Annotated in this window: 11 protein-coding genes and 2 pseudogenes; 3 read left to right on the forward strand and 10 right to left on the reverse strand. The window is 72.3% G+C overall.

What is annotated here, in order from left to right; genetic code table 11:
• Positions 1-10: 10 nt before the first annotated feature.
• The gene (locus tag AB0F56_RS27715) at positions 11-1,156 is read right to left on the reverse strand and encodes a DUF6183 family protein (protein ID WP_362014289.1); all 1,146 of its coding nucleotides are present in this window, start codon (positions 1,154-1,156) and stop codon (positions 11-13) included.
• Between the two features lie 229 nt (positions 1,157-1,385).
• Here AB0F56_RS27715 and AB0F56_RS27720 point away from each other — a divergent pair, with 229 nt between their 5' ends.
• Both AB0F56_RS27720 and lanKC read left to right on the forward strand, forming a co-directional pair.
• Positions 1,386-1,580: a hypothetical protein gene (locus AB0F56_RS27720; RefSeq protein ID WP_362014290.1), complete on the forward strand. Its 195-nt coding sequence runs from the start codon at positions 1,386-1,388 to the stop codon at positions 1,578-1,580.
• A gap of 110 nt (positions 1,581-1,690) precedes the next feature.
• Positions 1,691-4,201: a class III lanthionine synthetase LanKC gene (gene lanKC, locus AB0F56_RS27725; protein ID WP_362014292.1), complete on the forward strand. Its 2,511-nt coding sequence runs from the start codon at positions 1,691-1,693 to the stop codon at positions 4,199-4,201.
• Between the two features lie 118 nt (positions 4,202-4,319).
• Here lanKC and AB0F56_RS27730 read toward each other — a convergent pair whose 3' ends face one another.
• The 3 genes and pseudogenes from AB0F56_RS27730 to AB0F56_RS27740 form a co-directional block, all read right to left on the reverse strand.
• Positions 4,320-5,147 (reverse strand): hypothetical protein, encoded by an 828-nt coding sequence (locus AB0F56_RS27730; RefSeq protein WP_362014294.1) that lies wholly within the window; start codon positions 5,145-5,147, stop codon positions 4,320-4,322.
• Positions 5,147-6,421: a VWA domain-containing protein gene (locus AB0F56_RS27735; protein ID WP_362014296.1), complete on the reverse strand. Its 1,275-nt coding sequence runs from the start codon at positions 6,419-6,421 to the stop codon at positions 5,147-5,149. The genes AB0F56_RS27730 and AB0F56_RS27735 overlap by 1 nt, the downstream gene beginning before the upstream one ends.
• A 246-nt stretch (positions 6,422-6,667) precedes the next feature.
• Positions 6,668-6,943: pseudogene (locus AB0F56_RS27740) on the reverse strand (flavodoxin family protein); the annotation flags it as partial.
• A gap of 4 nt (positions 6,944-6,947) precedes the next feature.
• Here AB0F56_RS27740 and AB0F56_RS27745 point away from each other — a divergent pair.
• Positions 6,948-7,862 (forward strand): hypothetical protein, encoded by a 915-nt coding sequence (locus AB0F56_RS27745; protein WP_362014298.1) that lies wholly within the window; start codon positions 6,948-6,950, stop codon positions 7,860-7,862.
• 383 nt (positions 7,863-8,245) lie between these two features.
• Here the strand turns inward: AB0F56_RS27745 and AB0F56_RS27750 are convergent, their stop codons facing one another.
• The 6 genes and pseudogenes from AB0F56_RS27750 to AB0F56_RS27775 all read right to left on the reverse strand — a co-directional run bounded on the left by AB0F56_RS27750 (position 8,246) and on the right by AB0F56_RS27775 (position 13,648).
• Complete coding sequence (locus AB0F56_RS27750; RefSeq protein WP_362014299.1) at positions 8,246-8,962, reverse strand: flavodoxin family protein; 717 nt, start codon at positions 8,960-8,962, stop codon at positions 8,246-8,248.
• Positions 8,963-9,180: 218 nt separating this feature from the next.
• Positions 9,181-9,384 (reverse strand): annotated as a pseudogene (locus tag AB0F56_RS27755) (flavodoxin family protein); the annotation flags it as partial.
• A 154-nt stretch (positions 9,385-9,538) separates the two neighbouring features.
• Positions 9,539-10,477, reverse strand: coding sequence for an endonuclease/exonuclease/phosphatase family protein (locus AB0F56_RS27760; RefSeq protein ID WP_362014301.1), 939 nt, complete (start codon positions 10,475-10,477; stop codon positions 9,539-9,541).
• A gap of 63 nt (positions 10,478-10,540) precedes the next feature.
• Positions 10,541-11,755 (reverse strand): amidohydrolase, encoded by a 1,215-nt coding sequence (locus tag AB0F56_RS27765; RefSeq protein WP_362014302.1) that lies wholly within the window; start codon positions 11,753-11,755, stop codon positions 10,541-10,543.
• A gap of 106 nt (positions 11,756-11,861) precedes the next feature.
• Positions 11,862-13,028, reverse strand: a complete 1,167-nt coding sequence (locus tag AB0F56_RS27770; protein ID WP_362014304.1) for a YncE family protein — start codon at positions 13,026-13,028, stop codon at positions 11,862-11,864.
• On the reverse strand, positions 13,025-13,648 hold the full coding sequence (locus AB0F56_RS27775) for an ankyrin repeat domain-containing protein (protein ID WP_362014306.1): 624 nt from the start codon (positions 13,646-13,648) through the stop codon (positions 13,025-13,027). Before AB0F56_RS27775 ends, AB0F56_RS27770 begins: the two co-directional genes overlap by 4 nt.
• Between the last annotated feature and the right edge of the window lie 157 nt (positions 13,649-13,805).

Below are 13,805 nucleotides of genomic sequence, written 5' to 3' on the forward strand. Positions count from 1 at the left end.
CCGTCGCCCGTCAGTCCGTGTCGGTGGCCGCGACGACCGCGACCCGCGTACGCGTCGGGTCGAGGACGGCGAACGCCAGGTCCGACAGGTCCCCGAAGAAGAAGTCGCTCCGCCCCGGTGCGAGGCGCAGCCAGCGATGCTCGGCGGCGGCCCGCACCGCGTCACCGAGCTCCACCGACAGGTCCAGGTCCATCAGGGCGTACATCGCACGCCAGGTCACCAGCCTGGAGTACGCCCGCGGCCTGCCGTCGCCCCACATGCCACCGTCGAACGCCGGGACGAACAGATCGCCGGCCACGTCGTCCGCCGTGGTGTGGGCCACCGCCAGGGTGTCCGGCGTGAAGCCGGTCAGGCAGGGTGAGCCGAGGGAGGTCAGCAGTGCGGAGTTGAAGTCGACGGCATCCACCGGCTCGGGCAGGGTGAAGAACTCAGCCGCGCAGCGCCCCAGTTCGGCCAAGGGCGCGACGGCGGTCTCGGCCCGTCGCTCGTCCGTCTCCCGCCGGGCAGCCCGCCCGGCCTCGGCCCCGGCGTCCGTCGGGGGTATCGCAGGGTAGGCGGCGTACAGCTGCTCCGGACGCAGGGAGCTGAGCATGGTGCCCTTCGTCCAGGACCGTTGCCGCATGGCGTTCTCGAAGTGGAAGGAGGCGAGTGGCAGCCAGGAGAGCGGATGCCCGAGCTCGCGCAGCCCCGCCTGGAACGTCACGTACGGTTCGTCGCGCAGACCCCAGCGCAGGGCCATCTCATGGAGCAGACAGGCGCGGAACTCCGTGGTGGGATCGCCCGCCACCGGCGGCCGCTCGAAGTGCGGGCGGAGCGCCGCCGAACTCGGCCGCCGCACCAACTCGTGCGCCACATGCGCCATGAGGGCGGCGGCCCCGGCCGCCTCGCCGAGCCGCGCCGCGTGCTCCCCGACCCGTACCGCGCCGTCCGTGGCGGCCTGGGAGTGCCCACCGGTCAGGAACTCGACCAGCTTCAGGATGTCCGGGGCGTACCAGGTGGGCGCCCCGCGGGCCGGCTCGACGGCCAAGTGGTAGAGCCGCTCGGGGTCGGTGGCGGCATAGACCCGCAGCGAGGCGTCGTTCGGCAGGGCGGTGGCGGTGGAGATGGCGGTGTCGGTCGTGGTGGTGGCGGCGGAGGCGGTGGTGGGCTCGGGCATGGAGCCCAGGCTACGGGCCCAGGACGGGGCCCATCGGATGCCCTACGCCCTGCGGAAATGCTTCGGCGGCCATTACCCCGAACAGTTACGGTCCACCCTCGAATGGCGGCCCATCTGAGACCGCACCAGCGTTTCGGGGCATAGCTGCCCATGTGGACCTGAATGATGGCTGGCGCAAGGAACGCGGCCGGATCCAGCAGGTCTCTCCCCCCACACAGGAGAAAACGCCATGGGTAACGCATCGACCGTTTCGAAGATCCTCGAAGGCCCCGAGTACGAGAAGGTGAGGCAGTTGGCGGAGGAATCCATCAACCAGTCCCTGGATCGGATTCTCGAGCGGCAGGGGCGATCCGGGGCGGAGCCCCTCGAGGCCGGCAGCTGCTTCAGCCTGCTCAGCGTCGTCATCACAGCCGCCGAGCAGTGACCGATCACAGACTCTAGGCCCGCGGCGCGCATGCCGGGGGCCTACGGGAAGTCTTGAATCGCCCCGCCTTCCCTTCGAAGGCGGGGCGCATCACCGGGAAAGAGCAGCGCGTGCCCGACCTTCAGACCAGTCAGCTCTACTGTCTTGCGGACCGCCGCCATTACGAGGCTCCCGACCGGTTGGCCGATGGGGACACGCGCTTCACGCTCCCCGAGGCTCCCGGCGGATGGCGCTGCTCGGCTCAGGGCATCTGGACCGTGCTCACCCCCGTCGATCATCGACCACCCGAGCAGGGGTGGAAGATTCACGTCGCCGCCCTCCCGGCGGAGGCTCCCAGCACATTGGCCGCCGCCTCCGGCATCTGTTTCGCCGCCGGGGCGCCGTTCAAATTCCTGCGGAGCGCGGACATGGTACGCATCATGTCCGCGACGCACACTCCGCGGGCCAGCAGCGGCAAATTCCTCACCGTCTACCCTGCGGACGAGGCGCATTTCGGCAAACTGGTCGAGGAGTTGTCCGCCGCGCTGAAGGGCAGGCGCGGTCCGTACATCCTCAGCGACCTGCGTATCGGCGACAGCCCGGTACACGTCCGCTACGGCGCTTTCCGTCCTCGGTACCGTCCCGGGCCGGACGGCGTGCCGGCTCCCGTGCTGCGGGGGCCGTCCGGAGCATTCGAATCCGACGAGCGACGGCCGGTGTTCCGCGTCCCGACCTGGGCGCCCCTGCCCGACGTGCTCGTGCCGCACATGGCCGCCCGCGAGAACGACACGGAGTCCGGCCCGCCCTATGTGGTGCGCGACGCTCTGCACTTCACCAATGCGGGTGGCGTCTACCTGGCCGACGACGTGCGCACCGGCGACCGCCTCGTTCTGCGCGAGGCCCGGCCGCACAGCGGGCTGGACCCCTACGGCGCGGACGCACAGAAGCGGCTTCGCAGGGAGTACGCCACACTGCGCCGCCTCGCTGAACTGCCGTGCGTCCCTCAGGTGTTCGGACTGCACGAGACCTGGGGACATCTCTACCTGGCGGAAGAGTACGTCGAGGGCGAGACGCTGTTGCACGCGGTCATCGCCCGCACCCCGCTGGTCCATGTCGGACACACCCGACAGGATCTGGCCGAGTACGTCGCCTGGGTGGACGGTGTGGTGCGGAGCATCCGCGAGGCCCTCACCGCCGTACACGCCAACGGCATGGCATTCGGGGACCTGCACCCGGGCAACGTCATCATCCGCCCGGACGGCTCGGCCGCCCTGATCGACTTCGAGTATGCCGCGCCCCTCGACCGACCGGACGCGCCACGCCCCGGCGCGGCCGGGCTCACCCCGCCCGCCCACCTCACCGGCGCCGAGGCCGACCTGCACGCACTGGACATGCTGCGGCTCTGGATGCTGCTGCCGATGACCGAGCTGCGGGACCGCCACCCCGGCAAAGCCACCACCATGGCGCGACTGGCCATCGACCGGTTCCCGTCCCCCGCCGGGGAGTCGGCGCCCGTACCCGACGCCGACGAGAACGTCGTACGAGCCATGTTCGGCATCCCCGACCATGATGCGGGCTGGCTGGACGGCAGCGCCGCCCGCCCGGACTGGCCGGCCCTGCGTCGGGCCCTGACGGCCGGCGTGCACTCCGCCGCGAGCCCCGAACGCACCGACCGGCTGTTCCCGGGCGCCCCCGAGGTGTTCTCCTACGGCGGGCACACGCTGGCGCACGGCGCGGCGGGTGTGCTCGGCTCCCTCCACCGCGTCGGCGAACCGGTCCCGGAGACGTACACCGAGTGGTTGCTCGCAGCGGCACTGCGCGCCGACGCGAGCGCCGGCGGAGGGCTGTTCCACGGACTGCACGGCACCGCCTCCGTGCTCGCGGACCTCGGTCGCCGGGAGGAAGCCCTCGAACTGGCCGACCGTGCGGCCGAACCGCCCCCGTCGGCGAGGGGACTGGCCACCGGAGCGGCCGGGGTCGGGATCGTCCAGCTCAAGCTGGGCAATGTCACCGCGGCGCTTCGCATCGGTGAGCGCCTGGCCGACGAGCCGGTGGACCCGCCGGACGAGGCCGGTCTGCTCGTCGGCGCGAGCGGCCCGGCACTCCTGCATCTGGCGCTCCACCGGGCCACGGGCGACACGCAGTGGCTCCGCGCCGCCCGCGTCGCCCTCGCCCACGACATGGCGCGATGCGTGACCCGACCGGACGGAACCGTCCAGGTGCGGCGGTCGGGTGACCGCTACCTCGTCTACCTGGGCATGGGCAGCGCCGGCATCGCGATGGTCGCCCAGGCGTACCTCGCGGCGGCCGGCGAGGACGACCCCGAGATCACCGCCTTTGTCGCCGGAACACGCCTGGCCTGCACGAGCCTGTTCGTCCGTGAACCAGGTCTGCTGCAGGGGCGGGCCGGTCTGGCCGCCGGGCTCGCCGCGCTCGGCGCACCACGCACCGAGGTCACCGCCCAGGCGGCCCGGCTGGCCTGGCACGCCGTCCACGACGGGGGCAGGCTCCTGATCCCCGGCGCCCAGATGCTGCGGTTCTCCGCCGACCTGGCCACGGGCTCCGCCGGTGTCCTGCTGGCCCTGCATGCCGCGCTGACCGACACTCCGGTCTCCCCGCTGTCCCTGCTCGCTCTGGACTGACCGCCTGAGTCACTGCCGACAAGGGGAGCAGTACGGCGAACCACTCCCGTCACAGCACGAGCGGCCACGGGCCCCCGGCGGGGACCCGTGACCGCTCGGTGTCGCGCGACGGTGGGCGTCAGGCCGTGGGCGGTACCCGGGACGGGCGGCCGGAGCCGCGGGTCAGGGAGTAGCCCGCGACGCCGGCAAGGGCGGCGAGGACGCCGCCGACCGCCGTCCAGATCCAGCGGTCCGTCCACCAGCCCGAGGACCAGCCGTCCTCGGGTGCCCGGGCCTCGACCGCCGAAGGACCGCCGGCCACGGCCGCGTCCTCCGTCGTGGCACCCGGCACCAGCGGCGCGGCGAGCGAGCCGCCGCCCGCGTACGCCCCGCCCTTCTCGGCCGAGACAGCACCGACGCGGGCCGTGAACGGCTGGCCGAGGTCCTCCTCGGGCAACCCCGTCACGGTGAGGCGGATGTAGTAGCTGCCGGGCAGCGGGTCCTCGTCCCAGGTGTCGGCCCACGGGCGGACCGGGCGCAGGGTGCAGGCGAGCTCCACGGTCGGAGCCTCCTTCGCCGCGACCCGGGACTGCATCCCGTACATGCACGGCTGGCGGCGCCGCAGCCCGTCGTACACGTCGATCCGCCAGGTGGAGGCGCCGTGCCGAGCGGTGGACTCGGGCAGGGTGACCGAGGCCGTCACCGTCGGCCGCTGCCCGGTGTCCGCGGGGAACACCCAGTACAGGTAGTCACCCGTGGACGCCTCCGCGGTGGCCTGCTGGCCCTGCCGGAAGAAGGCGGCGGTGCGGAAGGTGGTGCCGGCCTCGGTCGGCCCGGCCTTCGCGTCGGCGCTCGCGCTGCCGCTCGGGGTCGGGGTGGCCGAGTCCGCGAGGGCGGGCACGGCGACCGGGCCGAGGAGTGCGGCGCCCGCGAGCAGGGCGGTGGTCAGCGCGCGTACGGTACGCATCAGTTGGTCCTCCAGACGGCGACGCGCCAGCGGGACACCCAGCCCCACAGCAGTCCGCCCACGAAACCGGCCAGGACGAGCGCCCCGAGCAGCCACCAGCCGCGGCCGAGGCCGAACGCGGCCACGTCGGAGGCTTCGGCGGGCGCGTCGACGATGTCGAGGGCCAGCTCGATGGGCATGCCGGGGGTCGTCTTCACCGACGGGGGCGCGGAGAAGGAGTTGCTGATCTGGAGGCAGACGGTCTCCGCCGCGGGCTTGTCCGCGTCGATGCCGTCCACGGGCTGCTTCGGGTAGCGCAGACCGGTCGAGATGACGTCCGTCCGTCCGTCGCCCGCCTCCGAGCCGCGGACGATCTCCCGGCCGCGCAGGGTCACGGCCCGCAGCAGCACGCCGTAGTCGTTGTTGACGGCGCGGTCGGCGGACACGCTCACCGCGGCGCGCAGCTCCTGACCGGGCAGCACGTCCACCCGGTACCAGCGGTGCTGACCGAAGGTCTCGCGGTCGGTGTACAGACCCGGCTTGAGCACCGGGGCGTCCGCGCAGCGCTCGGCGCCCTGGGTGGCCACCGGAGTGACGACCGGGTCGGCCGCCCGGTCGACCAACTGTCGGACCCGCTTGGAAAGTTCCTCGGTGTGCCGGATCGAGGTGTACGTGCCGCCGGTCGCCTCCGCGATGCAGGTGAGCTGCTGGCGGATCTTGGCGTTCGGCACCAGGCCCAGGGTGTCGATGGTGAGGTGGATGCCGCGGGCGGCGATGTCACGCGCCACCTCGCAGGGGTCCAGCGGGGCGCAGGTGTCCTCGCCGTCCGTGATGAGCACGATCCGGCGGGTGGCGTTGGCATCGCCCTTGAGGTCCTCCGCCGCGCCGAGCAGGGCGGGCCCGATCGGGGTCCAGCCGGTGGGGGCGAGGGTGGCGACGGCGGTCTTGGCCTCGGTGCGGTCGAGCGGGCCGACCGGGTAGAGCTGCCGGGTGTCCTTGCAGCCCTTCTTGCGGTCGTCGCCGGCGTAGTCGGCGCCGAGGGTGCGTATGCCGAGCTCCACCTCCTCGGGCACCGCGTCGAGCACCTCGTTGAAGGCCTGCTTGGCGGCGGCCATCCGGGACTTGCCGTCGATGTCGGTGGCCCGCATCGAGCCGCTGACGTCGAGTACCAGCTCGACCTTGGGGGATTCCTTCGCCGCCGGTTCGTCGGCGGAGGCACCGCTCGGGAACAGCCCGACGGCCAGGACGGCGAGCAGCGCGCAGGCCCCGGTCGACAGCCGTTTTCTCGTGATCATGGGCCGGATCGTAGGGATGATCGTCCGACAATCCAAAACGGCCCCGTGCGCGGACTCCTGAGGGGACGTCCGCGGATGCGTGCGCTAGGGCCTTTCGTTTGGATCACGCCGGGCTCGCGGGGTCTGGCACCGCGCTTCGCCGCGTTGTCGTCGGTTTCCAACGCTCCGCGTTGACGCCCTCCTCCGCCTTGCGATGCACGGCACCAGACCCCGCTCCCTGATCCGGCCTGATCCAAACGAAAGGCCCTAGCGGTGTTCGGGGTTCGGGAAGTCCTCGTGGCAGCCCGCGTCCCAGGCCGCGCGCTGGTTGCCGTGGGCCGGGATCCCGCCCGCTTGCCTGAGCATGGCGGCCAGATGCATCAGGTTCCAGGCCATGAACGAGGTGTTCCGGTTGGTGAAGTCGTTCTCCGGTCCGCCCGAGCCCGGGCCCAGATACGACGGCCCCGGCCCGGCCTCGCCGATCCAGCCCGCATCCGCCTGCGGCGGGATCACGTACCCCAGGTGCTGGAGGCTGTAGAGCATCTTCATGCACTGGCGGTCCACGTCAGTGGCGTTCAGCCCTGACGGGCGCACCCTGGCCGCAGGCGACAGCGGTGGCACCGTCACGTTGTGGAACACCGCTGACCCCAGGCATCCCGTTCGCTTCCCTGAGACCCTCACCGGGGCGAACGGGCTGATCTTCTCCTTGGCGTTCAGCCCCGACGGCCGCACCCTGGCCGCGGCCGGCGACGACAATCTCGGGAGCATCGCCCTGTGGGACGTCAGCGACCCTGCAAAGCCCGTCACCAAGCCCGGCATCTCCAATTCACACACGAGGTCCGTCCTCTCCCTGGCGTTCAGCCCCGACGGCACGATGCTGGCGGCCGGGGGCGACGGCAGCAACGCCGCCGTCGGACTGTGGAGTACGACGGACCCAGGGGTCCGCATCGGGAAGCCGATCGACCAGCCGACCGCCACCAGCACCTGGGTGGCCTTCAGCCCGGACGGCCGGACGCTCGCCAGCGCGAACAGCCGCGGCACCGTCACCCTGTGGAATGCCACCGACCCCAACCACCTCACGCGCAGGGGCAGTCCCCTGACCGTGCCCGGCGGCAGCCTGTGGTCGGTGGCGTTCAGCCCTGACGGGCGCACCCTCGCAGCGGCCGGCCACACCGACAACGGCACCATCAACCTGTGGAACGTCACCGATCCTGACCACCCCACCCCCATCGGCCGCCCGCTGACCGTGGAGACCGGATTCGTCGCTGTTCTGGCGTTCAGCCCGGACGGTCATACCCTGGCTGCCACCACCGACGACGGCGTGGCCACGCTCTGGGACCTGAACGTCGAGTCCGCCATCTGCCGTATCTGCGCCGCGAGCTCCGGCGCCTTGAACCGACAGCAATGGAGCCGATACGTTCCCCAGCTGTCGTACGACCCACCCTGCGTGACCACCAAGTAGGGCCTGGCCAGGTTGATATCGGGCCTGGCATGTTGCGGTGACAGTGCGCCGGTTCAGGCCGCGAGGAGCATCTGCAGTTCGCGGGTGCCTCTCCAGCCACATCGAGCGGCATCAGATCACCGCCCCGCGTCACTCGGGAATCGGCTGGGGCAGCAGACCAGCCCCGACTGGATTCCCTTCAGAGAAGTTGAGACGACGGGTTCGTTGTCAACGCCTCGATGGGATGGCCGAGGACACCTGCGTATTCACCGAGGTGGACGGGCAACGCTGTCCCGGCTCAGGACGTCAGGCTGAGGCCGCTGTCGTCGCGGGCGCTGCCGCGGGATGGACCTGCTTGATCCGGAGCTGACTTCCACCGGACCTCCGACCGTTCTGGCCCGCACTCAACGGTGTTCGGGGTTCTCGAAGTCGAACCGGCAGCCGGCGTCCCACTCGGAGCGCTGGTTTCCGTGGTCGGGGATGCCACCGGTGTTCTTGAGCATCCTTGCCAGGTGGAGCTGGTTCCAGGTCATGAAGGTCGTGTTGCGGTTCGTGAAGTCGTTGTCCGGCCCGCCGGAGCCGGGGTCGAGGTACGACGGGCCTGGGCCGGCCTCGCCGACCCAGCCCGCGTCCGCCTGCGGCGGAATGACGTAGCCGAGGTGCTGGAGGCTGTAGAGGACGTTCATCGCGCAGTGCTTGGCGCCGTCCTCGTTGCCGGTGATCAGGCAGCCGCCCACGCGACCGTAGTAGGCGTACTGGCCGCGCTCGTTGAGGATCGACGAGCAGGCGTACAGGCGCTCGATCACCTTCTTCATGACCGAGGAGTTGTCTCCCAACCACACAGGCCCCGCTAGGGTCAGGATGTCGGCGGCCATCACCTGCGAGTAGATGACGGGCCACTCGTCGGTCTCCCAGCCGTGCTCCGTCATGTCGGGCCACACCCCGGTCGCGATGTCGAGGTCCACTGCCCTGAGCACCTCGACCTGCACGCCCTGGCGCTCCATGATCCCGGTGCTGATGTCGATCAGCCCCTGTGTATGGCTGCGCTCCGGCGACCGCTTGAGAGTGCAGTTGATCACCAGGGCGCGGAGATCACGGTAAGACGTGCCGGTTTCGGTCATGGATGCGTTCCCCTGCGGACGAGTGGGCGTCGGGCGGCGAAACACGCCCGGCTGCCGACATCGATAGGGCCCCGGGTTGGTCCGGCCGAAAATCCCGTCTACTGTCTCGCCTCGTTGAGTGGAATGACCGAAACGCCGCGCCAAGGGCGGCCCCGATCATCCGCATGGCCCGCACCGATGACAGGTAACCCCGACTCAGATCGGGCCGCACAGCACGGGTGCTCCGTCATGTCGGGCCACACCCCGGTCGCGATGTCGTGGTCGACGGCCCGAATGAGCGAGGTCGTCACGCCCTGCCGCTCCATCACGGACCGGCTGCGGTCGATCAGCCCCTCGGTGTTGCTGATCTCGGGGGAGCGTTTGAGCGTGCAGTTGATGTAGAGGGCGCTGAGATCGTCGTAACGGTACGGGGCGTCGGGCATCGGCCGTCTCCTCGCGGGTGGGGTCTGGCGGAACGGTGTGGGGCGGTACGGATGCCACGCCACTCGACCAGCCTCGTCACCCCGGGGCCCGGCGGCCAGCCCTGGGCGACCGACCGGATGACGGACCGGGCCTCGTGGGCCCGTGCCGGGGCCGTCACCGTCGTACGCGGGCCGCCACCGGTAGATGGTCGCTGCCCGTGTCGGGGAGCGTCCAGGTCGCGCCGACCTCGGCGGCGCCGCGCCCCAGGACGTGGTCGATCCGGGCCATAGGAAGGCCCGCGGGCCAGGAGAAGGCGAAGTCGTCGCGGTTGCCGCGGACCTCGGACAGCACGGGCGCGAGGCCCCGGTCGTCGACGGTGCCGTTGAGGTCGCCGAGGACGAGGACCGCCGCTGACCGGTCGGCCGCGAGGGCCCGCCCGAGCCGGGCCGCGCTCTCGTCGCGCCACCCCGTCGCGTACCCCTGGCTCGCCCGCAGCCGGACCGACGGCAGATGGGCCACGTACGTCGTCACGTCGCCGTGCGGGGAGCGGACGACGGCCCGCAGGCCCCGGTCCCAGCCGGCGCCCACGGCCGCCGGTTTGAGGTCCACGCGCGCGATGTCCGTCAGCGGGTGCTTCGACCACAGCCCCACCGTCCCCACGGTCGCCCGGTGGGGATGAGTGGGGTCGAGGACGATCCGGTACGCGGGCAGGCTCTCCGGCGTCAGCTCCTGGAGCGCGATGACGTCGGGGTCAGGACCGAGAAGGATCCGGGCGACGCGGGACGGGCTGGTGTTCTCGTCGCTCACGTTGTGCTGCACGACCGTCAGGTCGTACGTCCGGGAGGCGTCGGAGGTTCCCAGGGGAACCCGGAACACGCCCACCCAGACGGCGCCGACGAGCAGGCAGACGAGGGCGGGGACGAGCGAGCGGCGCACGGCGGCCACCACGAGCCCGACGGGCACGGCGAGCCCGAGCCATGGCAGGAACGTTTCGACCAGGCTCATCGGATGGCCGGGCAGCCCGGGCAACCACTCATGGACCAGCAGCAGGCCGCCGGCGACGCCCACGAGGACCGCCGTGAGCAGCCCGCGCCTCTTCTGTGTCTCCTCCACCTGATCCCCCTTCGGGGGAGGGGACGCCCTCGCGCTTGATCCAGTTCCGCAGGCCGCCGGGCCTCAGACCGGCCGGCCGTCCCTCGCCACCACCCGGCCCGCCCGGACCACGAGCTCGCGACGCGGCTGGTCGACCACCACCTGGGCCACGCACTCGCCCTCCACCAGCATGAAGTCGGCCGGGGAGCCCGGACAGAGGTCGGCGTGCGGCAGGCCGAGCAGGTCCGCGCCGCCGTCCGAGGCCAGCCGGAAACAGGCCTCCAGCTCCTCGTCGAGCCGGACGTCGAGCGCCCAGCCCGCCAGCCACGCCCGGTGCAGCATGTCCGCGTTCCCGAACGGGCTCCAGCTGTCCCGTACGCCGTCCGAACCCAGGCCCACCCGGACCCCACGTTCGGCGAGGCGGCGGAACGGGAGCACAGTGGTCACCGACAGCGCGACCGTGGTCAGCGAGACCCCGGCGTCGGCCAGCACGTCCGCCATCTCGTCCAGCTCGGCCCCGGACAGCTCGGCCACCGCGAACGCGTGCCCCACGTTGACCTTGCCCCGCAGCCCGAGCGCCTTGGTCCGGGCCGCGATGTCGCGCAGCGGCGCGAGCCCGCCCTCACCCCGGTCGTGGAGGTGGATGTCGAGCCCCAGGCCGTGCCGTTCCGCGATGCCGAAGACCGTGTCGAGCTGGCCGCCGTCGCGCCCCGCGCCCTCCAGGTCGAAGCCCTCCGGGTCGATCCCGCCGATGTGCGAGACGAGCCCGCCCGCCGCGGCCTCCTCCAACAGCTCGGCCACGCCCGGGGTACGCCCGACGCCGTGCTGCGGGAAGGCGACCACCTCCACGTCCACGACACCGCGCAGCCGCTCCCGCGCGGCGGCGACGCCCTCGACGCCTTCCAGACCGTACGCGGGCGCCACGTCCACATGGGCGCGCATCGCCCGGGTGCCCTGGGCCGCCGCGTGCGCCATCAGCCGGTGCGCCCGCTCCGCGAGCGGGGTGCGCTGGGCGCGGTACAGCTCCACGTCCCCCTCGACGTACGCGGCGATGCCGCGGGCCGGCCGGCGGCGGTGCCAGGGCTCGCCCCAGGTCGTCTTGTCGGGGTGGAGATGCGCGTCGACCAGGGTCGGCAGCGCGAGACGGCCGGCCCCGTCCACGTACTCCACGACCGTGCCTGCCGCGACCGAGCCGTCCGCGACCAGCACCCCGTCCACCGCGATCAGATCGGTCCGCGGACCGCCCCCGGGGCGGACGTCGCGGAAGACGGTGGTGACGGACGAAGGGTTCGGGACCACGGTGACTCTCCTCGTCTAAGGGATGAGGGCTGGTGCAAGGTGATGTACCACGGGACACACGGGACAGTCTGGACGCATGGGATACGGGGCCGAAGGCCCCGCTCGCCTATAGGACCGCGATGCCCAGCGGGCGTTCACCCGCCGCGAGGCGCTTGGTCTCGCCGCTCGCCAGGTCGATGACCGTGATGCCGTCCCAGTAGCCGTCGCGCGTGAAGCCGCCGGTGACGTACGCGGTGCGGCCGTCCTCGGACACGGCGACGTCCTCGTGCGGGCCGTCCAGCGGGTACACCCGCTCGGTGCCGTCGGGCGCCCGGACCGTGAGCCAGGGGCCCTCGTCCTCGTCCGGGTCGATCGGCCCCGTACCGACGACGAACAGCCTGCCGTCGGGCGTGATCGTGGCTCCGTGCTGATGGGTGTCGGCGGTCATCGGCTCGATCTCCGAGCGTCCGGTCCGCGGGTCGACCACCACGAGCCGCTCGCCCTCGAAGGGGAGCAACAACCGGCCGTCCGAGGGCCGTACCACCGCGTAGTGCGGCTTCAGCCACGAACCGAGGCCGCCCTCCGTGCCGTACGGAGCGACCTCGATGCGACGCGGGGCGAGCGTGTCCGCGCGGACGACGGTCACGTCGAAGGAGTCGTGGTCCGTCGCGTACACCTCGGAGCCGTCCCGCGCCACGTCGACGTCGAACGGACGCCGTCCGACGGGCACGGTCGCGGTGACCTCACGGCTCGCCGTGTCGATCACCTCCAGGGTCCCGTTCCCGCCCGGCACGTTGACCCCGACGTACACCCGGCGGCCGTCGGGGGAGAGCGCGATGCCCATGCCACCGCCCCGGTACTCGCCGGTCTCGACGGGACCGGTCTCCGTCTCGTACGGGACGAGGGCGAGCCGCGTGCGGGTCCGGGTGTCGACCACCGCCACGCCCTCGGCGGTCGCCACCCAGGCGCGCCCGTCGGCGCCGACCGCCAGGCCGTACGGAGCCGTGCCCACCTCGACGGAGCCGACCGCGCCGCGCCGCGGGTCCACGAAGGTGACGGTGTCGGAGCCGAAGTCGGCGACGAGGAGCGTGCCGTCCGGCGTCGGCGTCGGGGCGGAACCGGTAGGCCGAGCGGCGTCCGCGGAGGTCGGTGCCGGGGTGCCACCGGGCGTCGCGCCGGCATCCGCGTCCGCGTCCGCCGCGCAGCCGACGAGGACGACGCCGAGGGCGGCCACCGACGCGAGCACCCGGCCGCGTGCCTTCGCCCGTGCGGTCGTGTGCGGTACGCGCCTCATCGTGAGGTCTCCCGTCCGGTACGGGCCGTCGCGGCGGCGAGGAGGCCCGCGATGCCGGCGAAGCCGCGCCGTCGCGCGTGGTCGAGCGGGGTGGTCCCGTCGTGGTCAGCGAGCAGCGGATCCGCCCCCGCTGTGATCAGCAGCTCGACGATCTCCTCGTGCGGCAGGCCGCCGTCGCCGAGGATCACCGCCTCCAACAGGGCGGTCCAGCCGAGCCGGTTGACGTGGTCGACGTCCATGTCCGTCTCGCGCAGCACGGCCCGTACGTAGGCGACATGGCCGCGCTCGGCCGCCGGGATCAGCGAGGTGCCGCCGAAGCGATTCGTCAGTGTCAGGTCGGGGCCCGCCGGGAGCAGCACCCGCATCATCGCCACACTGCCCGTCACCCCGGTGACCAGCCACGGGGTGTCCGCCCGGCTGTCCCGCGCGTCCGGGTCGGCGCCCGCCGCGACCAGGAGTTCCGCGGCCTCCACCCGGTCCGCCCGGGCGGCGAGCAGCAACGGCGTGCGCAGCTCGGTGTCCCGGCAGTCGACGTGTGCGCCGGCGTCGAGCGCCGCCCGGACACCCGCGGTGTCGCCCCGGTGGGCGGCCGCGAGCAGCAGCCGGTCGTTCGCATCCATGGCGGTTCTCCTTCTGGCGACGGTCAGCGGCACGGACGTCGTCCCTTCACGGTGGGCGCCTTCACGGTGGGCGGCGGAGGCAGTCGGTCCGCTCTCCCCACCATCGTCGGGCGCCCGCGGCCCCCTCCCCGTCGGCTCTGTGGTTCGCCGTGAAGGA

It is taken from the genome of Streptomyces sp. NPDC026092 (assembly GCF_040638605.1).
Classification (GTDB): domain Bacteria; phylum Actinomycetota; class Actinomycetes; order Streptomycetales; family Streptomycetaceae; genus Streptomyces.